The sequence below is a fragment of the Rhodococcus sp. RS1C4 genome (assembly GCF_002258225.1).
GTDB classification, from domain to species: Bacteria; Actinomycetota; Actinomycetes; order Mycobacteriales; family Mycobacteriaceae; genus Rhodococcoides; species Rhodococcoides fascians_E.
Genome location: NZ_NOXZ01000028.1, coordinates 87991 through 107405 on the forward strand (window position 1 = coordinate 87991; position 19415 = coordinate 107405).

Here is a 19415-nt window from a genome sequence, read left to right on the forward strand (position 1 = left end):
CGCGTCAGTCCTCGTGGCCGAACGGATCTTCGACGGTGCCGGGGACCCAGGACAGACCCGGCTTGCCCCAACCGGCGCGTTTGATCGCCTTCTTCGCGGCACGCGCATTGCGGCCGATGAGGACGTCGACGTACAGGAAACCGTCGAGGTGCCCGACCTCGTGCTGCAGCATGCGAGCGAAGAAACCCGTTCCTTCGATGTCGACGGGCTCGCCCGCGGCGTCGGTGCCCGTGACGCGTGCCCAGTCCGCACGTCCGGTGGGGTACTGCTCGCCGGGAACCGAAAGGCAGCCCTCGTCGTCGTCCTCGGGATCCGGCATCGTCTCGGGGATCTCCGACGTCTCCAGAACCGGGTTGATCACCTCGCCGCGGCGACGGACGACCTTGCCGTCCTCGCCCTCGTCGGGGCAGTCGTAGATGAACAGCCGAAGGGGTTCGCCGACCTGGTTGGCGGCGAGTCCGACGCCGTTGGCGGCGGCGAGCGTGTCGTACATGTTCGCGATAAGGTCGGCGAGTTCGGCGGGCGTCTCGGTGACGGGCCGGGTGGGGGTGTGCAGTACCGGGTCGCCGACTATCCGGATCGGGAGAATTGCCATGGTCGACAAGAATACTGGCGTGAAGCCCCTCTCCGTGCACACGGTGAGGGGGCGCGACTCGCCGCACGTCCTGCGAGCTGTGCCCAAGCACTGCGCACCGTGGTTCAATAACAACCGAAACACACGTGTGTAATTTCGTGCCGACTGCCCGCCCCTCGGGTGCGTCGACGCGGGTCTGGGGCTCGTGGCAAAAGGTGGGGACCGGCATGACGGCACAGGACAGCATCACGGCACAGGATGGGGATCCGTCGACACGGATCCGCGAAGTCGAGGAGTGAGATGGACGGCGCAGCAGCGCGTGACTCGAACCAGTCTCAGCAACCGGGAAACACGGGGGACATCAACGAGGTCGGAGCAGACGGCCTGACCCGTCGTGAACACGACATCCTGTCCTTCGAGCGCCAGTGGTGGAAGTACGCAGGCGCAAAGGAAGAAGCCATCAAGGAACTCTTCTCGATGTCCGCGACTCGCTACTACCAGGTGTTGAACGCACTCGTCGACCGCCCGGAATCACTGGCAGCCGATCCCATGCTGGTGAAGCGTCTGCGCAGGCTCCGCGCGAGCCGCCAGAAGGCAAGGGCTGCGAGGCGACTCGGCTTCGAGGTCTAGCCGTCAACTAGTGTCTTCCAGTGTGAGCAGTCCCAACCCGGAATCGTCCGGCCCTCCGCTCCGCGCCTTGGCAATGGTTCTCATTTCGCTCGCGATTCTGTTCGCAGCGATCGGTGCACTGTCGTTGACCGGTTCCGGAGACAGTGAAGAAGCGGCCGCCCCCGAGGCCACCAGCGAAGTCGCGGAAGCGACCTCCCCGGCAGCTCAGGCGCCGGCGGCCTCGACCACCAGCGCCCCGACGACGTCCGTCGCACCGGCCGAGGTCGAGGTACGCGTGCTGAACAACAGCGACGTCTCCGGTCTGGCAGCCACCACTGCGGACACGCTCACCGCCCAGGGCTGGACGATCGCCGAAACGGGCAACTACGCCCAGACCCAGGTCCCCGCCACCACGGTGTACTACGGAGATGCCTCCGGCGCGGAGGCCGCGGCGCAGGAGATAGCCCAACAACTGGGCGCCACCGCCGAAGCCATGCCGGCCACACTGACCGGGTTCGGAGACAGCGTCGTCGTGATGGTCACCCAGTAGAGCCCCGACCGACCACGTGTCGACCGGGCTACTGCCGACTGGACTACTACCGGGGATAGTTATGATCTACGCAACGCCCAGCCTGTCCGACGAAGGAGCATTTTCCATGGCATCGACCAGCACAGCCCGATCCCGGACGATCAGGTCGTGGCGCATCGCTACTCCCGTCGTCGCTGTCGCCGCATTCGGACTGGTCGCTTGCACGGCCCCGGAAACCCCGTCCGACGTAGCGGGCACGACGCCTCCCGTCTGGACCGGCCACGAGGATCCCTCCGGTCACGGCGTCGCCGCCGACAGCCCTGAGGGCACCGTCGAAGCCGAGTTCGAGAACGCCGCAGGCACCACCGTCGGCACCGTCTCGTTCGTCGAAGAGGGCGACCACCTCGTCGTCACCGTCGAAGCAGAAGGCCTCACTCCCGGATTCCACGGTCTGCACATCCACACCGCGGGCGTCTGCGAGCCCAACTCCGTGGCACCTGCAGGCGGCGAGCCCGGCAACTTCCTGTCCGCCGGCGGGCACCTGCAGGTCGACGGCCGCACCGAACACCCCTCCAGCGGTGACCTGACATCGCTGCAGGTCGGCGAGGACGGAACGGCCATGCTGGTCACCACGACCGACGCCGTCACCCTCGACGACCTCCGCGCCGACGGCGGACGATCCGTCATCATCCACGAGGGCCCGGACAACTTCGCCAACATCCCGCCGCGCTACACCCTGCCCGACGGCGGCGCCGTTCCCGACATGAACACCCTCATGACCGGCGACGCGGGTGGCCGCGCCGCCTGCGCGGTCCTGGAATAAGCGGTTCCCGCACATGCCGGGCCGCCCCACCCACTCCGACGCTCCTGCCATAGCGTTCAATTCCTCCCCGCGCCCGACCCTCGGCGTGGAGTGGGAGATCGCGCTGGTGGACAAGGATTCGCTGGATCTCGTCAACTCGGCCGCCGACGTCATGGACGGCGTGACCGAGCTGGCGGGCGCGGAGACTCCGCGCGTGACGAAGGAGCTGCTGCGCAACACCGTCGAGCTCGTCACCGGAGTGTGCGAGAACGTCGGTGAAGCGATGGACGACCTGGGCGAGTCGCTCGATCTGGTCAGGCGCGCTGCGGCCCCGCTGAACATCGACCTGTTCAGTGCCGGCACGCATCCCTTCGCGGAATGGTCGACGCAGGTACTCACCAGCACCCCGAGCTACGACGAGTTGATCGCTCGCACGCAGTGGTGGGGGAGGCAGATGCTGATCTGGGGCGTGCACGTCCACGTCGGCGTGTCCTCGCCGGACAAGGTGTTTCCGATTCTCAACTCGCTGCTGCTGCAGTATCCGCACCTGCTGGCACTGTCGGCGTCGTCGCCGATCTGGTCCGGAAACGACACCGGATACGCCAGCAACCGGGCGCTGATGTTCCAGCAGCTCCCCACGGCGGGCCTGCCGTTTCAGTTCGAGGACTGGGGTCAGTTCGAAGGCTTCGTTCGAGACCAGATGAAGACCGGCGTCATCGAACAGCTCGGCGGAATGCACTGGGACATCCGGCCGGCGCCGAAGTGGGGAACCATCGAGGTGCGAGTGTGCGACGGCGCGTCCACCAAGCGTGAGCTCGCCGCGCTGGTCGCACTGACGCATTGCCTGATCGTCGACCTCGACCAGCGTCTCGAAGCAGGCGAGACACTGCCGAGCATGCCCCCGTGGCACGTTCAGGAAAACAAGTGGCGTGCGGCCCGGTACGGGCTCGACGCCGAGATCATCCTCGACGCGGACAGCAACGAGCGCCTCGTCACCGACGACCTTGACGATCTCCTCGAACGACTCGCGCCCACCGCGGTGCGCCTCGGATGCGCCGACGAGTTGGCGTCGGTCGCCGACATTCCCCGGCGGGGCGCGTCGTATCAACGTCAACGCAAGGTCGCGGCAGATTCCGACGGAAACCTTCGCACCGTGGTGCAGTCGCTGGTGGACGAACTGCGCCGGTGATCGACCTTCGATCGTGACCTTCTGGATGTAATTCTTCGTTCATGCTCCGTTTACTATGAACGACGTGCTTCAGGGGGAAGAGCGAACGTCACACGTCGAGAGAGCGGCGCCGGGCGCACTACGCGTCTACGGTGTCGGCGCTGTCGTCGTTCTAATTTTCCTCGCATCGCTGCAGGTCGTCGCGTTCTGGAAGGGTTTCCCCGGCCCGCTTCCGAGTATCTGGAACGACTTCTTCGGCACCCCCAAGTCGATGGCCGTGCCGTGGGGCGGTCTGGCGTTGGCCCTCGTCGGCGTACGCATGCCGATTCGGCTGTGGGCACTCGGAATCGCCGTACTGATCGATGCCGTGGGCGCGCTCGCTCGGTTGGAAGCCGGTCACCCGTTCGTCGTCGGCAACGGAGCCGTGATCGCACTGGCCGGATTGGCCGTGTTCACCATCTGGCGCCGCGACGCCGGCGGCATCCGAGCAGTCTGCCTCGGCGGACTGCTCATCCTCGCCACCAAGGGCGGCGACGCATGGTTGCAGATCACCACCATCGTCCGGCCCTACGTCCTGGACGAGTACGCGCAACTAGCCGACCACGCGCTCGGCAACCCGTCGTGGATCGTCGGAAGCTGGCTCGATGCGCTCGGCCCGATCGTCTACGCGGTGCTGCACTGGGTCTACATCCAGCTCCCGGTCGCCGCCATCGCCATCGCGATCTACCAACTACGTGGCGTCTCGCGCACCGGACTGTGGCCGTCGCACTACCTGGTCAGAACATTTCTTCTCATCGGCCTCGTCGGACCTGTCTTCTACGTGCTGTTCCCCGTCGTCGGCCCGGTCTTCGCATTCGGTTCGGCCGGCGAGGGGTTCCAGCTCGGAAACTACTGGCCGACGCTGGTCCCGTTCGACGCATCGCCGTCGGCCATCGGTTTCGACGAACTGACTCCCCGTAACTGCATGCCGTCGCTGCACACCGCCTGGGCGCTCAGCTTGTTCATCCACTCGAGGCGTGGTCCGTGGTGGCTCCGATGGGGTGGAACGGTGTGGCTGGTGTGCACCCTGGCCGCCACGCTCGGCTTCGGCTATCACTACGGTATCGACCTGGTCGCAGGCGTCGTACTGTGCCTGACCCTCGAATCGGTGCTGCGCGACCCCGAGCGCGGGCTGAAAGATCCTGCCCGCATCCGGATGGTCGCGTTCGGCGTCGCGACGATGGTGGGGTTGTTGCTCTGTTACCGCTACCTCGCCGTCCCCATGGGAACGTATCCGGAGCTGTTCGGGCCGCTGATCCTGATCGCGATGGGATCGGTGATCGGGATGTTCTACGCGACGTTCTTCGCGAACAGCACCGTCAGCGATCGTCCCCTTCGTTCGTCTCCATCTCGTTGACGATCAGCAGTCCGTCGCGACCACGCTGCTCGCGGTAGGCGACACGTCCGACGGTGTGCGCGATGACCGGAGCCGTCACCAGGGTGAACACCCCGACGAGCACCAGCATCCAGATGTCGACGTTGCCTCGCAGTTGGATCACGGCGCCCGCCAGCACCAGTAGCAGGCCGACGACCTGAGGCTTCGTCGCGGCGTGCATGCGTGACAGCGTGTCCGGGAAGCGCACGATCCCGACGGCCGCGGTGAACGCGAGGATCGCGCCCAGCAGAATCAGAATGCCCGAGATTACTTCCAATACCGTGTTCATTCGTCCCTCACCCTGAACCTCGCGACACTGACGGATCCGATGAAACTCACCAGCGACAGTGCAACGATCGCGGGCACGATGGTGGTGTCGGCGCTGTAGACAGCCCACACCGCCAGCCCGCACATCGACACCGCGAGGATGGTGTCCATGGCGACGAGGCGGTCGAGTGTGCTCGGCCCGTCGAGCAGACGGTAGGCAGTCACGACGGCTGCAGCGATGAGCAGGATGCCGGAAACGGCAAGTACGACGGTCACTTCCACTCACCCTTTCGTTCGTCGTCGGTCTTCTTGTCGTCCCGGAAAGTGCCGTCCGTACCCGGTGCCGACGCGATGTCGTCGCCCAGGACTCCGTGGTACCGCTCGTACTCCTGGAAGTGAAGCGGGCTCGGCTTCCAGTCGGAATCACGCTCGAACGCGGCGATGAACAGTTTCTCCAGGTGACGTACGTAGGCGTAGAACGAATCGACTGCCTTCTGGCTGCCCATGTCCAGCACGTGTACGTAGAGCAGGCGCCTGGTCTGATCGATCTCCAGAACCATGGTTCCCGGAACGAGATTCATGGCGTCGACGAACAACGTGAGAACCAGATCGGACTTGATGGCGATGCGGCAGCGGAGAACACCGGTGACCGGCGGAGCCTTGGGGCGGACCGCAAGCCAGGCGACGTTCACCGACGACTCGGCGGCGTAGTAGAAGAACCAGAAGGTCAGCTTCAGCAAGGACCACAGGTGAATTCGACCTTCGACGGGCACCTTCGGCAACGGAAGCAGGATCATGATCCCGAGGCCGACGACGATTCCGCCCAGGACGTTGGCGGCACTGACGTTGCCCCACAACAACACCCACACGGCGGTGAGCCAGCCGAGAATCCACAGGCGCAGCAGGACGAAGCGGTTCAGATATTTCATCGTCCAGCCTCTTCTCCGGCGACCTGGTCCATGGATTTGTCTCCGAGGAACTCGGCACCTCGTACGGCGTCGATGTAGACCGAGCGATCGCGAAGGTCGGCGGCGGCGCGGTCGCTGATGTCGATGATGCGGCCCGCGAAGACCGTCAGCGCCAATCCGACTGCGACGAGCCCTACCGTCGGGATGAGCATGAACGCGGGCATACGGCCGACGTCCTCGCGGTCCGCGAGTTGGATGTCGCTGGAATCGTCGAGCAGAGCGGACGGGCTGTTGTCCGCGAGGTCTCCCTCGGGAGCGTCGGCGCGCGCACGCCAGAACGCCTTCGTCCACACGCGGGCCATCACGTACAGCGTCAGCAAGCTGGTGATGGTGCCGCCGGCAACGAGGATCCACGCGAGGACGCTGCCCTCGGCGCTACCGGCCTGCAACAGCGCCACCTTCCCGATGAAGCCCGAGAACGGCGGAATACCACCGAGATTCAACGCGGGCACGAGGAAGATGATCGCCAACACGGGGCTCGCGGCGGCCAGACCGCCGAGACGTCGCAGCGAGGACGACCCGGCCTGACGCTCGATGAGTCCGACGACCAGGAACAGCGTCGTCTGCACGATGATGTGGTGCGCCACGTAGTAGATCGCTCCCGACAGTCCGGACTGCGTGGACAGTGCGACGCCGAACACCATGTACCCGATGTGGCTGACGAGAGTGAACGACAGCAGTCGTTTGATGTCGCTCTGTGCGATGGAACCGAAGATACCGACGAGCATCGTGAGCAGACCGCACACGAGCAGGACGTTGTCCAGGCCTCCGTCGGGGAACAGCAGCGTGTGTGCACGGATGATCGCGTACACACCGACCTTGGTGAGCAAACCGGCGAACACCGCGGTGACGGGGGCCGGGGCGGTGGGGTAGGAGTCCGGAAGCCACGTGGACAGCGGGAACACCGCAGCCTTGATGCCGAAGGCGACGAGCAGGACCGCGAAGATCGCCGTCCTGGTGCCCGACGGTACGTCGTCCAGGCGGGTGGCGATGTGCGCCAGATTCAGTGTGCCGGTCGCGGCGTAGACCAGCGCGATGCCGAACAGGAAGATCAGCGACGAGACCATCGACACCATGACGTACGAGACGCCTGCACGCACGCGGTCGGCGCTGGCTCCGAGAGTGAGCAGCACGAACGACGCGGCGAGCAGAACCTCGAATCCGACGAACAGATTGAACAGGTCGCCGGCGAGGAACGCGTTGCACACGCCTGCGCTCAACGCCAGATACGTCGGAAGGAAGATCGAGACGGGCTGGTTCTCGTTGCCGTCGCGAATGCCCTGACCGATGGAATACACCATGACCGCCAGCAGCACGATCGCGCTGACCAGCAGCATCAGTGCGGAGAGGCGGTCGACGACCAGTGAGATGCCGATCGGGGAGTCCCAACCACCGACCTGCAGCGCGAACGTTCCGTCGCGGTCGGCAAGGTACAGCAGGAATGCCGACACGGCGACGATGGCCGTCAGCGAGACCATCGTTATGACGCGTTGGGCCCGTGGCCTCCTGCCCGCCACGAGTGTCAACGCTGCGGCGAACAAGGGGATCAGGACCGGTAGCGGGGTGAGAGCGCTGATGGTGCTTGCGGGGATGCTCATTCGGAGCCTCCCTTCTTGCGCTTCTTGGCGCTGGGTTTGGATGTGTCCTTCACTGCGCTGTCGATGCCGTCGAGGCCCTTCAAGTCCGGTTCGTCGTCGTCGTCGAAGTCACCCTCGTGCAAGTCTTCGTAGCACTCGAGGTCCTCGATGTTCTTGAGTTCCTCGATCGGAATCGGGTTGCCCTGGCTGTCGAAGGCGTCGCCACTGAAACTCGGCTCACCGGTGACCGGGTCGTCGGACCGGTCGCGGTCCGGCATGTCGGCCATGGATCGGCGCTTGGAGACCTTGGTGTCCTCCGGGTCGTTCTCGACGTCGTCCTTGGTGTTGAGCGTGAACGAGCGGTACGCGAGTGCCAGCACGAACGCCGCGATACCCATCGTGATGACGATGGCGGTCAGAATCATGGCCTGCGCCAACGGATCCGCCATGGTCTCGTGGATCGACGTCGTTCTGCCGACGATCGGGGGATTGCCCGTCGGGCCACCGACGGTCAGCAGCAGGATGTTGATTCCGTTGCCGAACAACAGGAGTCCGAGCAGCATCTTCGTGATCGAGCGTTCCAGAAGCAGGTACACCCCCGTCGCGACGAGGATGCCGACGACTATCAGCATGCCGAGGTTCGCGGTCATCGGGCCTTCACCTGGCTCTGCATCTCCACCTGTGCGTCGAGACGTGCACCGAGGCTTCGGAGGACGTCGAGTACGAGACCGACCACGATGAGGTAGACACCGAGATCGAAGAACAATGCGGTGACCAACTTGATGTCACCGAGTATCGGCAGGGTCACCTCGAGGGTCGCCGACGACAACGCCGGGGCGCCGAGGAACATCGACGCGATCGCGGTGCCCGACGCGAGTATCAGGCCGAGGCCGAGGATCTTGCCTGCGTCGATCGGAACGGCTTCGCCGAGTTCGTATCGGCCGCCTGCGAGGTACCTCAGTACGAGCGCGAGACCCGCGGTCAGTCCACCGGCGAATCCGCCGCCCGGCGCATTGTGTCCGGAGAAGAAGAAGTACACCGACAGCACCATGATCGTCGGGAAGATCAGGCGAGTCGTGACCTCGAGGATCAACGACCGATGCCGAGGATCGATCAGGTCTCCGCCCAGCAACCACGTCGTGTCGGTGCCGGAGGGGCTGTCGGAATCGGTTGCCGGCGCATCCGAGACGCGGGGTGCGCTGCCGAAGCGTCGGTTGCGGAACACCAGCGATGCGACGCCGGTGGCCGCGACGAGCAGCACCGAGATCTCACCGAGCGTGTCCCACGCACGGATGTCCACCAGGAGAACGTTGACGATGTTCTTGCCGTCGCCCAGCAGGTAGGCGGCGTCGGGAAGTTGCAGAGAGATCGGGTCGGTGCTGCGCGCGTTCATCGCGAACGCTCCGAGGACGGTGACCGTCGCGCCGACGGCGATCGCGAGGGCTGCGCGAGGCAACCTCGACCCGGCTGCGCCCCGGTCGTCGACCTCGGCGGGCAGTTTCCGCAGCACGAGCACGAAGACGACCAGAGTCAACGTCTCCACCAGGAACTGGGTCAACGCCAGATCCGGTGCACCGTGCACCGCGAAGATGACGCCGCAGCCGTAGCCGGTGAGGCCGACGAGGATGACGCTGGCGAGGCGGTTGCGCATCACCGTCGCGCCGAGCGCCCCGGAGATCATGATGAGCGAGACGATGACCTGAAGTGGAGTGTCGAACAGGACGAAATCCAGTCCGGGTTCGCGTCCGAACGCCAGCACCGCCATCGGAAGCAGCACCAGCGTCAGCAGGATCGTTCCCTGCGTCAGAGGCAGCGATCCTCGCTGGGTGGTGCCGGTCAGACGGAGCGAGATGGTGTCCATCGACTTGAGCACCGCGTCGTAGACCCGGTCTGCGTTGCCGAGCGGCGGATGCTCGAACTTGAGGCGGTTGACCATGCGGTGCGCGATGAACAGACCGACACCGCCGGTGACGACGACGACCGTCAACCCGAGCGGCAGGTTGACGCCGTGCCACAGGGCGAGGTGGTACGGAGCCTGCCCGTAGGAATCGACGGTGGCCGCGTACGGACTGACGATGGCGTCGACGACGGGCGAGAAGATTCCTGCGGCTGCACCCAGAAGAGCGAGGAAGGCCGGTGCTGCGAGGAAGAGCGCCGTGGGCTCGTGCATGTTCTTCACCGCGGGGCTCGGTCGCTTGAGTTGCTTGCGCCCGAACGCTCCCCACACGAACCTGATGCTGTAGGTGACGGTCAGGATGGACCCGACGACCATGCCCGCCACGACGATCCAGGCGACGGCAGGATTGAGCGCCGGAGTGTCGATGACCGCCGACAGTGCGGTTTCCTTGCCGACGAACCCGAGGAACGGGGGCAGCCCCGCCATGCTGGCCGCGGCAAGTGCGGCGACGGCGCCCAACAGCGGTGCCTTCTTGCCCAGGTGCGCGAGCTTGCGGATGTCGCGAGTGTGCGTCGTGTGGTCAATGATGCCGACCACCATGAACAGTGCGGCCTTGAACATCGCATGGGCGATGACCATGGTCAGACCGGCGAGCATCGCCTTCTCGGAACCGATGCCCACCAGCACCATCAGGAAGCCGAGCTGACTGACCGTGCCGAACGCGAGGATCAGCTTGAGATCGAATGCGCGCAGCGCACGCCATCCCGCCAGGATCATCGACAACAGACCGAGGGTGATCACCGTCGCGCGCCAGGGGCCGGAATCGGCGAATCCCGGGGCGAGGCGAGCGACGAGGTAGATGCCCGCCTTCACCATCGCCGCCGCGTGCAGATACCCACTGACGGGTGTCGGTGCGGCCATGGCACCCGGCAGCCAGAAATGCAGTGGCACGATGGCGGACTTCGACAGCGCACCGATGAGGATCAGCACGATGGCAACGCCGGCAAGCCATCCCGACGGCGCGTCGGCGACCACGTCGGACAGGTTGTAACTGCCGGCCACCTGACCGAGGACGATGATTCCGACGAGCATCGCGAGACCGCCCGCGGTGGTGACCAACAGCGCCTGGGTGGCGGCGCGTCTCGAGGATGCGCGCTCGGCGTAATGCCCGACGAGCAGGAACGACAGAACTGTCGTTATCTCCCAGAAGATGTAGAGCACCAACATGTTGTCGGCGGTGATGAGTCCGAACATGGCGCCGGCGAACGCGACCATCTCGGCGGCGAAGATGCCGAGTCGTGGTTCGTCGTCCTCGAAGTACCGGGCGCAGTAGACGAGGATCAGCGCGCCGATACCGAGCACGAGCAGCGACATGATCGCGGCCAGTGAATCGAACCGCATGTCCAGGTCCATCGACAGGCCGGGGACCCACTCGATGTTCAGAGACTGTTCGGTGTTCCAATTGGCGAACACCCACACCAGGCTGACGAGTGGCACCAGTGCAAGCGGAAAGAATGCGTTACGGCCCCACCAGCGGACCAACAAGGGCGCGAACACGGCCGCAACCGTGTGCGCGAGCAAAATAGCGAGCAAAAACGTACTCCGTCGTCTCGGGTCGCGTGATCCTGGCGCGGATCACGCGGTGGTCGTGGGGCGGCGTCGAGTAGGCGAACAAACGGAAAATATGCTCGCGAGCCGTGTGCTCGGCCGGCGAGTATAAGTTCACTCCATCCTACTTTGCGTGGTCGACGCGCTGCCATTCGGTACTGTTTGCACCTTTTCGTTGACTCGGAGGCGTTCGCGTCGTACTGTAATCAACAGTTCAGTTGATAAAGGAAGTGGTTGACAATGGGCGCTCGAGCCGCCGACGACGATCGACTCGACGAAGCCTTCACGGCCCTCGCCGACCCGGTCCGTCGAGCACTCGTCGCCCGCTTGAGCCGCGGCCCGCAGACGGTCAACGATCTCGCCGAGCCGTTCGAAATCAGCAAGCAAGCGGTGTCCAGGCACATCCAGGTCCTCGAGAATGCGGGCCTGGTGACAAGGACCCGAGACGCACAGCGTCGGCCGGTCCACCTGAATCCCGACCGGCTCGAACAGCTCACCGCGTGGATCGACAAGTACCGCATCATCCACGAACAGCAGTTCCGCAAGCTCGACAAGCTGCTCGCAGAGTGAGTGGGGCCTGCGGAACGAATTTAGGCAAGAGGCGAGTCGAAACGCCGTTCGTTCGAGAAGGAGAAGTCATGACGAATCCAGTTGCCATCACCGTCCCCGACGGCCTGCCGTTCATCACCATCACCCGGGAATTCGACGCTCCCGTCGAGGCGGTGTTCCGGGCGCACAAGGAACCCGAGCTGATCGAGCAGTGGCTCGGGCCCAACGGATACGACATGGCGATCGAGCGCTACGAGTTCGTGACCGGCGGCAGTTACCGATACGTGCACACTAACCCCGAAGGAGCGACATTCGCATTCCGCGGCGTCTTCCATGTGGTGCGGGAGAACGAGTTCGCCATCCAGACGTTCGAGTACGAGGATTTCCCCGACGTCGTCAGCCTGGAGGCGTTGACCTTCGTCGACCTCGGTGACGGTCGGACTCGGCTCGAGATCGCGTCGGCCTATCCGTCCGTCGAATCGCGCGACGGAATGGCACAGAGCGGAATGGAGAGAGGCGTCTCCGAGGGGTACGAGCGTCTCGACGCGATCCTCGGAAGGAGCTGACCGTCGTGGACTGGACTTTGGAAGTGGTCGTCGTACCCGTGTCGGACCTCGATCGGTCGATCGAGTTCTACCGGGACAAGGTCGGGTTCGATCTCGACCACGACACCCGCAACGAGCACATGCACATTGCGCAGCTGACGCCGCGAGGGTCGGGATGCTCGATCGTCGTCGGGTCGCTGGCGTCGCAGCGTGGGATGGAACCGGGTTCGTTGAAGGGGCTGCAACTCGTCGTGTCCGACGCGCACGCCGCCCGTGAGGAGTTGCTGTCCCGCGGTGTCGAGGCCGGTGAGATCACCGTGTTCGACGACAGGGACGGGGGCACCTTCTTCGGGTTCGCCGATCCCGACGGCAACACCTGGGCGGTGCAGCAGTTGAAGGTGCGGGCGGACAAGCCGCTGATCCCGCGGAACCAGTGATCAGGACTGCTGGGCTGGCGTTCGTCCGGGGTCGACGAATGATTCAGGCTCGTTCGGTGGGGAAGTCGGCGTTCTACATGGCGGGAGGCAAGATCGATCCGGGCGAGACGCCTCTCGAGGCGCTGCACCGTGAGATTCGCGAGGAGCTCGACGCGGCGGTGGTCGACGCTCGGCTGCTGGATGTGTTCGAGTGCGAGGCGTGGGGGCATCCCGCGGGAACCGAGCTCGAGATCCATTGCTTCATCGCGGGATTGGCGTCGGAACCGACGCCGACCAGCGAGATCGCGGAAATTCGCTTCTTCACTCGCGACGAGTACGCGTCGATGCCGGATGTCGCTCCGGGGTCGCTCATGGTGTTCGACCGGATGCAAGCGCTCGATTTGATCGACTGATGCGGGTACGTTGTCGGTAGGAGAACGCACGTTCTCCCGCCTCGACGCATTAGGAGTCTCCATGACGAGCTTGTCCCAGAAGGCAACAACCCTCCTCGAACTCCACCAGCCCGGAAACCCCGTCGTGCTGCCGACGGTGTGGGACGCATGGTCGGCCAACCTCGCGGTCTCGGCTGGATTCACAGCACTCACCGTCGGAAGCCACCCGGTGTCCGACTCCATCGGTAAGCCCGACAACGAGGGCATCACCTTCGACGAGCTGCTCACACGCATCTCCCAGATCACCTCCGCCGTCGACGTCCCGCTGTCCGTCGACATCGAGTCCGGATACGGCGAGGACCCCAAGCGTCTCATCGAGGGCCTCGTCTCCGCGGGCGCCGTCGGCCTCAACGTGGAGGACACGGTGCACAGCGAAGGTGGACGTCTGCGTGAAGCTCAGGAGCACGCCGACTTCGTGGGCGCGCTGCGTGCAGCATCGGACGCCACCGACGTTCACGTCGTCCTCAACGCCCGAACCGACCTGTTCGTCAAGCAGATCGGTGACGAGAACGACCGCGTCGACCGCGCGATCGCCCGGTTGAAGCTCGCCGCCGACGCCGGCGCCGACTCGCTCTACCCTGTCGGCTTCCACAACGACGCGGACTACAAGCGTCTGGCCGAGGAGCTTCCGCTGCCCATCAATGCCATCGCCAACCCCGCGGACGGCGATCTGAAGCACTTCGCCTCGCTCGGAGTCGGCCGGATCAGCTTCGGACCGCTCTTCCAGGGTGCGCTGGCCGGAGAGGCAAGCAAGATCCTCGCGCGCTGGAACTAGGCACTCACGGCGAAGTGCGCGAGCCGTAGGCCTCGAGGTGCGCCACTTGCTCGGGATCGAGCGAGGGGCGCACCGTCGCGCGTGCGGTCGCCACGTCTGCTGCGGTGACGTCGGCCGCATCCATCGACCGGCGCATGGCCGTCAGAGCGGCCTCGCGCAGGAGTGCCGCGCAGTCCGCCGCCGAGTATCCGTCCAGATCCTCGGCGAGGGCATCGAGATCGACGTCGTCGGCGAGGGGGACTGCTTTGCCGGTGGCACGCAGAATGTCCTTGCGCGCGTCGGCATCCGGGGGCGGCACGAACACGAGACGCTCCAGTCGGCCCGGTCGCAGCAGCGCCGGGTCGATCAGATCCGGTCGGTTGGTTGCGCCGAGTACGACGACGTCACGCAGAGGTTCGACGCCGTCGAGTTCGGTGAGCAGTGCCGCGACGACGCGATCTCCGACGCCGGAGTCCGACGATTGTCCGCGTCGGGGTGCGAGCGCGTCTACCTCGTCGAGAAAAATCAACGACGGCGCCGAGTCGCGGGCGCGCTGAAACAGCTCTCGCACCGCCTTCTCCGAGGATCCGACCCACTTGTCCATCAGCTCGGCACCCTTGACGGCGTGCACGCTCAGCTGGCCGGAACTGGCGAGAGCGCGAACCAGGAACGTCTTTCCGCATCCCGGAGGCCCGTAGAGGAGAACCCCGCGGGGAGGTTCGATTCCCAGCCGCGAGAACGAGTCCGGATGCCGAAGGGGCCACAGTACGGCTTCGGTGAGGGCTTGCTTGGTTTCCACCATGTCGCCGACGTCGTCCAGCGTGATGCTGCCGATCGCCAGTTCTTCGGAACCCGAACGAGACAGTGGGCGGATGACGTCGAGGGCGCCGAGCAGATCGCTCTGCAGGATCTTCGGATCCGCCTTGTCGGCGCTGGCTCGCGATGCTGCACGCAGAGCTGCCTCGCGCACCAGCGCCGCCAGATCTGCGACGACGAATCCCGGTGTGCGCAGAGCGATGTCACCCAGGATCAGACCCTCGGTGGGGGAGGCGCGCAGCAGATGTTCCAGTAGAGCGGTTCGGCCTGCGCCGTCGGGAAGCGAGAGCGTCAGTTCTCGATCGCACAGGTCCTGCGACCTCAGGCGTGCGTCGGTCGCCTCGGGGTGAGCGGTGGTGGCCACCAAGGCAATTCCGGGCGTGTCGACACCCCGTTTCAGTTTCTCGAGCACCAGAGTGGACACCGGTTCCGCAGTCGCAGGCAGCAACGCGTCGATGTCGGTGACGAGCAGAACCCCGCCGGCGCGCAACCGCTCGAACGCGGACGCCACGGCGTCGACGCGCGCGGAGGCTTCCAGTGCCCCGATCGACGGACCGTCCAGTTCGACGACCGGCCGGCCGGCGAGAACCGCACGTGCGAGCGTCGACTTTCCGACTCCCGCCGGACCGGTGATCAGGACTCCCAGATGCGGCGACGCACCCAACGTGGCCAGCAGTTCCGATTCGTCGAGGGCCAACCGAAGCCACTCGGTCAACTTCGACTGCTGAGCGGCCACCCCGACCAGCTCCTTGACCTCGACCGGCGCGGGCTCGGCTGCGGCGGGTGGCTGTTCGTTCCTGTCCGACACAGGTGTTCGCGCTCCGGTGCCCCAGCTGACGGCCGAGTTGGGTTGCACGCTGACCGGACCTCCGCTCGGATCGGTGGCCGAGACCGTCAACAGCTCGCTGGTCCACGCAACCCCGAACGAACGTGACAATGCCTGGGTCGCGGCGCTCGTGCTGGTACCGGGACCGAGATCCCGTGGCAGCAGCGAGACGGTGTCGCCCGCAGTCAGAACCTTCCCGAGAAGGGCCTTGCGCAGCGTCGCGTCGGGAATGGATCCGACGGCCAGCGTCGAACCGGACAGCGTCACGGTCCTGGCCCCGTACACGGTGACGGGAGCGACGGCGATGGAGCCGTCCTCCTTGATGCCCGCGTTGGACAGCGTGACGTCGTCGAGCAGTGCTGTGCCCTGCGGGGTGCCGTCGGGTGCTGTGCCCACCACAGCCGAGGTCCGGCGCGCGCCGATCAGTGCAACAGCGTCCCACTCGCGAATACCGAGGGCCGCCAACACCTCCGGGTGCAGCCGGACGACTCCTCGGCGCGCATCCGCAGCCGACGTGTTGAGCCGCGCGGTCAGCACCAACTCCGGTGCGGTCACCGTGACGTCTCGCTCATCGGGGGCTCTTCGGGCGACGAAGGCCGAGCCTGGCTGCGGACCTACGGTTGTTGCCCGGCGCCCGGCGGATGGCCCGGCGCTCCGCTCGACGCTCCGCCGGCTTGGCGTCCCAGGTGTAGGGGCGGGCGGCGACCCAGCGCTGCGACCGAACGGCGAACGGAATGTGCGCCAGGTACATCGCGACGAGAACCATCAGCAGAACCAGCGGATACGTGATCAACGCGGCAGCGGCCAGCGCCACCAGAATCAGAAGCGCGGCTGCCATTCGCGGCGGAACCGAGACTGTTTTGAGGGCGAGAGTCGGGATGCGGCTGACTGCGAGGCCCGCGGTGAACACGGTCCAGCCGACGACGACGTAGAACGACGACCACCAGCCGTCACCCCATTCCTGGAACGCCGCGATCGGGGTGAGCACGATCAGCGCACCGGCGGGCGCCGGGACGCCGGTGAAGAACTCACTGGCGTAACCGGGTGAGTCGTCCTCGTCGAGAAGAGTGTTGAACCGTGCCAGACGCAGCACCATCGCCACCGCGTACACCAACGCGATGATCCATCCACTGCTCGAACCTTCCAACAGCGTCACGTACAGCACGAGAGCCGGTGCCACGCCGAAGGAGATGGCGTCGGCGAGTGAGTCGAGTTCGGCGCCGATGCGGCTGGTGGCGTCGAGCAACCGGGCGATTCTGCCGTCGAGTGCATCGAGAATCGCGGCCGCGCCGATCATCGCCAGCGAGGTTCCCAGCTGACCGTCCAGGGCGAACTTCACCGCGGACAAGCCGGCGCACAACGCCAGAATGGTGACGACGGACGGCAGCAATCGGACGGCTGCGGGCGGGCGGGCGCGTCTGGTGATCATCGCCGGCTATCGGGGAAGCTCGCCGAGCACCGTCTCGGCTCCGACTGCCCGCTGGCCCGGTTCGACCAGCAGAGTCGAACCGGAAGGGAAGTACGTGTCCACCCGGGAGCCGAACCGGATGAGGCCGTAGGTGTCACCGATGGTCAAGGCGTCGCCGACCTTCGCGTTGTTGACGATGCGTCGAGCGATCAACCCGGCGATCTGCACGACTCCGAGATCGTGTCCCGACGGGGTGCGGATGTGCATGCTGTTGCGTTCGTTGACCTCGCTCGCCTCGGCGAGGTCCGCGGATTTGAACTGGCCCTTGCGGTGCACGACCTCGACGACCTCGCCGGCGACGGGCACGCGTTGCACGTGCACGTCCAGGACCGAGAGGAAGATGCTGACGCGGGGAACGGCCTCGGTTCCGAGATCGAGCTCGGCGGGCGGCACCGCGGTGTCGACGAGTGTGATCAGCCCGTCCGCAGGTGCGACGACGACGCCCTGACGGTTCGGCGGAACGCGGCCGGGGTGGCGGAAGAACGTGGCGCACGCGCCGGCCGCGGTGAGTCCGGCCCGGCGGATCCACTTGTGCCTGCGGCCGAGTGCAGCGACCGCGAGCGGCCCGGCGACGAAGGGAAGGCCTGCTGGATGCAGCGGCGGAACGGTGTTTTTCACCAGCTCGGCGACATGCGCTATGCCGCTGCTGGGTGGTTGACCGATCGGGGCTGGACGGCGGGCCACTTCGCTCCTTAGAACATCTCTGGGGGCAGTGCCTGAAACGGACACTGCCGGGGCTTCACACAGTACGTGAGAAGCCCCGGCAGCCGGGAACGAGCAGTGACCGTCAGGTCCTCGAGCGACCCGTCACAGCCTTGACGATGAACAGCAGAATCACTGCGCCCAGCAGGCAGGTGAGGAAGCTGAAGATCAGGCCGCCGCCCTTGACATCGACTCCGAAGACGCTGAGCAACCAGCCGCCGAGGAATCCTCCGATGATGCCGACGACGATGTTCAAGATGATGCCCATCGATGCGTCCGTCTTCATGATCTTGCTACCGATCCATCCGGCCAAGCCGCCGATGACGATCCAACCGATGAAACCGAGTGCGGGTGTCATGTCATGCCCCTTTTTGTTTGTTGCCGTTTGACAACTGGGGCTGCCCAGAAACTTCACTCGTCAAACATTTTACCGAGCGCGCTCGCTTTCCGACTTGATGCGCTGCAGGGTCTTGTTCATTCCGTCGACGAGTTCGACGTCGAACTGCTCGATGCCGCCGAGAACGTTCTTGACGAGGAAGCCGGACACGGCGCTCGTGCCCGTCGGGGCCTCACGCTTCTCCACCACGGTGGTTCCCGTTGCCGACGGGGTGAGTGTGTAGGACCAGATCGTCTTGTTCTCCGCGATGCGGAACGCGATGGCCTTGTTCGGCTGGAATTCGACGACCTTCGCCGTGGTCGGCCAGACCAGCAGGCCCTTCCGATTGATGTTGAGCGTCGTCGTGCCCTTGCGGACATCGCCACCGAAGACCTTCATCTTCTTGCACTGAGGACTCCACTCACCCATGCGCTTCAGATCCGAGACGACCTTCCACACCTGCTCGGGACTGGCGTCGACGTCGATGCTGGCTTCGAGGGTCTTGCTCACGTGTTCCTCCGTAGATGCAACCGATAGTTACAGGTAAACGTAGTCGACAGGGTAGGTGTGGCGTGGCACTTCCGCCCGTTCCGGCGGGGATCCCCGACGATGATCGAGCACGGGGAACGTCACGCCCGCCCGAGCATCTCCAGGTAGTGAGGGTTGGTCATGATGCCGAGGACGTTGCCGAAAGGGTCGACCACGGATGCGGTGTCGAAGCCTTCGCCGCGGGCTCGGATCTCGTCGTGCAGTGTTGCGCCTGCGGCGAGGAGCTTCTCGAGCGATCCGGCGAGGTCGTCGACGTGCCAGAAGGTGATGGATTCGGACTTCGAGGTTCCCGGGATCGCGTACTTGCGGTCGACGATGCCCAGTTCGTGCTGGAAGTCGCCGACTCGGAACTCGATGTAGCCCGGTGTTCCGTCCGGGTTGTCGCGGCGAAAGTACGGAGCGATTCCGAGGATGTCGGTGTACCAGTGGCCTGCCGCGTCGACGTCGTCTGCGTAGAAGCTGATGTTGCTGAGTCCTCTGAGCATTGCGTTCTCCCTCTCTCGTGGTTGTGGAGTCGACTATGCACGCAAAAGTGCTCATCTTCTGAGC

At 65.3% G+C, this 19415-nt stretch carries 23 protein-coding genes; 10 read left to right on the forward strand and 13 right to left on the reverse strand.

All coding sequences use genetic code 11. The annotated features are described in order from the left end of the window. Positions 1-4: 4 nt before the first annotated feature. Complete coding sequence (locus CH289_RS13855) at positions 5-595, reverse strand: peptide deformylase (protein ID WP_019666645.1); 591 nt, start codon at positions 593-595, stop codon at positions 5-7. 279 nt (positions 596-874) lie between these two features. Here CH289_RS13855 and CH289_RS13860 point away from each other — a divergent pair, with 279 nt between their 5' ends. The 5 genes from CH289_RS13860 to CH289_RS13880 all read left to right on the forward strand — a co-directional run bounded on the left by CH289_RS13860 (position 875) and on the right by CH289_RS13880 (position 5078). Continuing rightward, positions 875-1204, forward strand: coding sequence for a DUF3263 domain-containing protein (locus CH289_RS13860; protein WP_019666644.1), 330 nt, complete (start codon positions 875-877; stop codon positions 1202-1204). A 73-nt stretch (positions 1205-1277) separates the two neighbouring features. Then, the gene (locus CH289_RS13865) at positions 1278-1733 is read left to right on the forward strand and encodes a LytR C-terminal domain-containing protein (protein WP_019666643.1); all 456 of its coding nucleotides are present in this window, start codon (positions 1278-1280) and stop codon (positions 1731-1733) included. Between the two features lie 106 nt (positions 1734-1839). Further along, a complete protein-coding gene (gene sodC, locus CH289_RS13870; protein WP_027498950.1) occupies positions 1840-2535 on the forward strand; it encodes a superoxide dismutase[Cu-Zn] in 696 nt (231 codons plus the stop codon). A gap of 13 nt (positions 2536-2548) precedes the next feature. Continuing rightward, positions 2549-3703 (forward strand): glutamate--cysteine ligase, encoded by a 1155-nt coding sequence (locus CH289_RS13875; RefSeq protein ID WP_179276801.1) that lies wholly within the window; start codon positions 2549-2551, stop codon positions 3701-3703. A gap of 55 nt (positions 3704-3758) precedes the next feature. Further along, positions 3759-5078 (forward strand): phosphatase PAP2 family protein, encoded by a 1320-nt coding sequence (locus tag CH289_RS13880; protein WP_020112588.1) that lies wholly within the window; start codon positions 3759-3761, stop codon positions 5076-5078. On the opposite strand, the gene mnhG is transcribed toward CH289_RS13880, so the two are convergent. Genes mnhG through CH289_RS13910 form a run of 6 tightly spaced genes read right to left on the reverse strand, consistent with a single transcriptional unit; the run spans position 5041 to position 11398 of the window. After that, positions 5041-5385 carry a monovalent cation/H(+) antiporter subunit G gene (gene mnhG / locus CH289_RS13885; RefSeq protein ID WP_019666639.1) on the reverse strand — a complete coding sequence of 115 codons (345 nt, stop codon included), beginning with the start codon at positions 5383-5385 and terminating at the stop codon, positions 5041-5043. The genes CH289_RS13880 and mnhG overlap by 38 nt on opposite strands. Continuing rightward, positions 5382-5639 (reverse strand): monovalent cation/H+ antiporter complex subunit F, encoded by a 258-nt coding sequence (locus CH289_RS13890; RefSeq protein WP_019666638.1) that lies wholly within the window; start codon positions 5637-5639, stop codon positions 5382-5384. Before CH289_RS13890 ends, mnhG begins: the two co-directional genes overlap by 4 nt. Beyond that, positions 5636-6283 carry a Na+/H+ antiporter subunit E gene (locus CH289_RS13895; protein WP_230594354.1) on the reverse strand — a complete coding sequence of 216 codons (648 nt, stop codon included), beginning with the start codon at positions 6281-6283 and terminating at the stop codon, positions 5636-5638. Before CH289_RS13895 ends, CH289_RS13890 begins: the two co-directional genes overlap by 4 nt. Positions 6284-6288: 5 nt before the next feature. Continuing rightward, complete coding sequence (locus CH289_RS13900; RefSeq protein WP_037163876.1) at positions 6289-7929, reverse strand: Na+/H+ antiporter subunit D; 1641 nt, start codon at positions 7927-7929, stop codon at positions 6289-6291. Then, complete coding sequence (locus tag CH289_RS13905) at positions 7926-8558, reverse strand: Na(+)/H(+) antiporter subunit C (protein ID WP_019666635.1); 633 nt, start codon at positions 8556-8558, stop codon at positions 7926-7928. The genes CH289_RS13900 and CH289_RS13905 overlap by 4 nt, the downstream gene beginning before the upstream one ends. After that, positions 8555-11398 carry a Na+/H+ antiporter subunit A gene (locus CH289_RS13910; RefSeq protein WP_037163874.1) on the reverse strand — a complete coding sequence of 948 codons (2844 nt, stop codon included), beginning with the start codon at positions 11396-11398 and terminating at the stop codon, positions 8555-8557. Before CH289_RS13910 ends, CH289_RS13905 begins: the two co-directional genes overlap by 4 nt. Before the next feature lie 255 nt (positions 11399-11653). Here CH289_RS13910 and CH289_RS13915 point away from each other — a divergent pair, with 255 nt between their 5' ends. From CH289_RS13915 to CH289_RS13935, 5 genes are all read left to right on the forward strand, one after another. Beyond that, positions 11654-11983 (forward strand): ArsR/SmtB family transcription factor, encoded by a 330-nt coding sequence (locus CH289_RS13915; protein ID WP_019666633.1) that lies wholly within the window; start codon positions 11654-11656, stop codon positions 11981-11983. A 68-nt stretch (positions 11984-12051) separates the two neighbouring features. Beyond that, positions 12052-12528: an SRPBCC family protein gene (locus CH289_RS13920; protein ID WP_020112586.1), complete on the forward strand. Its 477-nt coding sequence runs from the start codon at positions 12052-12054 to the stop codon at positions 12526-12528. 5 nt (positions 12529-12533) lie between these two features. Next, on the forward strand, positions 12534-12944 hold the full coding sequence (locus CH289_RS13925; RefSeq protein WP_094728061.1) for a VOC family protein: 411 nt from the start codon (positions 12534-12536) through the stop codon (positions 12942-12944). Between the two features lie 38 nt (positions 12945-12982). After that, complete coding sequence (locus CH289_RS13930; RefSeq protein ID WP_033188689.1) at positions 12983-13336, forward strand: NUDIX hydrolase; 354 nt, start codon at positions 12983-12985, stop codon at positions 13334-13336. A gap of 61 nt (positions 13337-13397) precedes the next feature. Further along, on the forward strand, positions 13398-14150 hold the full coding sequence (locus CH289_RS13935; protein ID WP_019666629.1) for an isocitrate lyase/PEP mutase family protein: 753 nt from the start codon (positions 13398-13400) through the stop codon (positions 14148-14150). Between the two features lie 4 nt (positions 14151-14154). On the opposite strand, the gene CH289_RS13940 is transcribed toward CH289_RS13935, so the two are convergent. The 6 genes from CH289_RS13940 to CH289_RS13965 all read right to left on the reverse strand — a co-directional run bounded on the left by CH289_RS13940 (position 14155) and on the right by CH289_RS13965 (position 19351). Continuing rightward, a complete protein-coding gene (locus tag CH289_RS13940) occupies positions 14155-16326 on the reverse strand; it encodes an AAA family ATPase (RefSeq protein ID WP_019666628.1) in 2172 nt (723 codons plus the stop codon). A 13-nt stretch (positions 16327-16339) separates the two neighbouring features. Then, a complete protein-coding gene (pssA, locus tag CH289_RS13945; RefSeq protein ID WP_019666627.1) occupies positions 16340-17200 on the reverse strand; it encodes a CDP-diacylglycerol--serine O-phosphatidyltransferase in 861 nt (286 codons plus the stop codon). A gap of 6 nt (positions 17201-17206) precedes the next feature. Then, the gene (locus tag CH289_RS13950) at positions 17207-17923 is read right to left on the reverse strand and encodes a phosphatidylserine decarboxylase (RefSeq protein ID WP_179276802.1); all 717 of its coding nucleotides are present in this window, start codon (positions 17921-17923) and stop codon (positions 17207-17209) included. 103 nt (positions 17924-18026) lie between these two features. After that, on the reverse strand, positions 18027-18299 hold the full coding sequence (locus CH289_RS13955) for a GlsB/YeaQ/YmgE family stress response membrane protein (protein ID WP_019666625.1): 273 nt from the start codon (positions 18297-18299) through the stop codon (positions 18027-18029). 69 nt (positions 18300-18368) lie between these two features. Then, complete coding sequence (locus CH289_RS13960; protein ID WP_020112583.1) at positions 18369-18827, reverse strand: SRPBCC family protein; 459 nt, start codon at positions 18825-18827, stop codon at positions 18369-18371. 119 nt (positions 18828-18946) lie between these two features. Further along, entirely contained in the window at positions 18947-19351 is a 405-nt protein-coding gene (locus CH289_RS13965) for a VOC family protein (protein WP_020112582.1), read from the reverse strand. Positions 19352-19415: the final 64 nt, after the last annotated feature.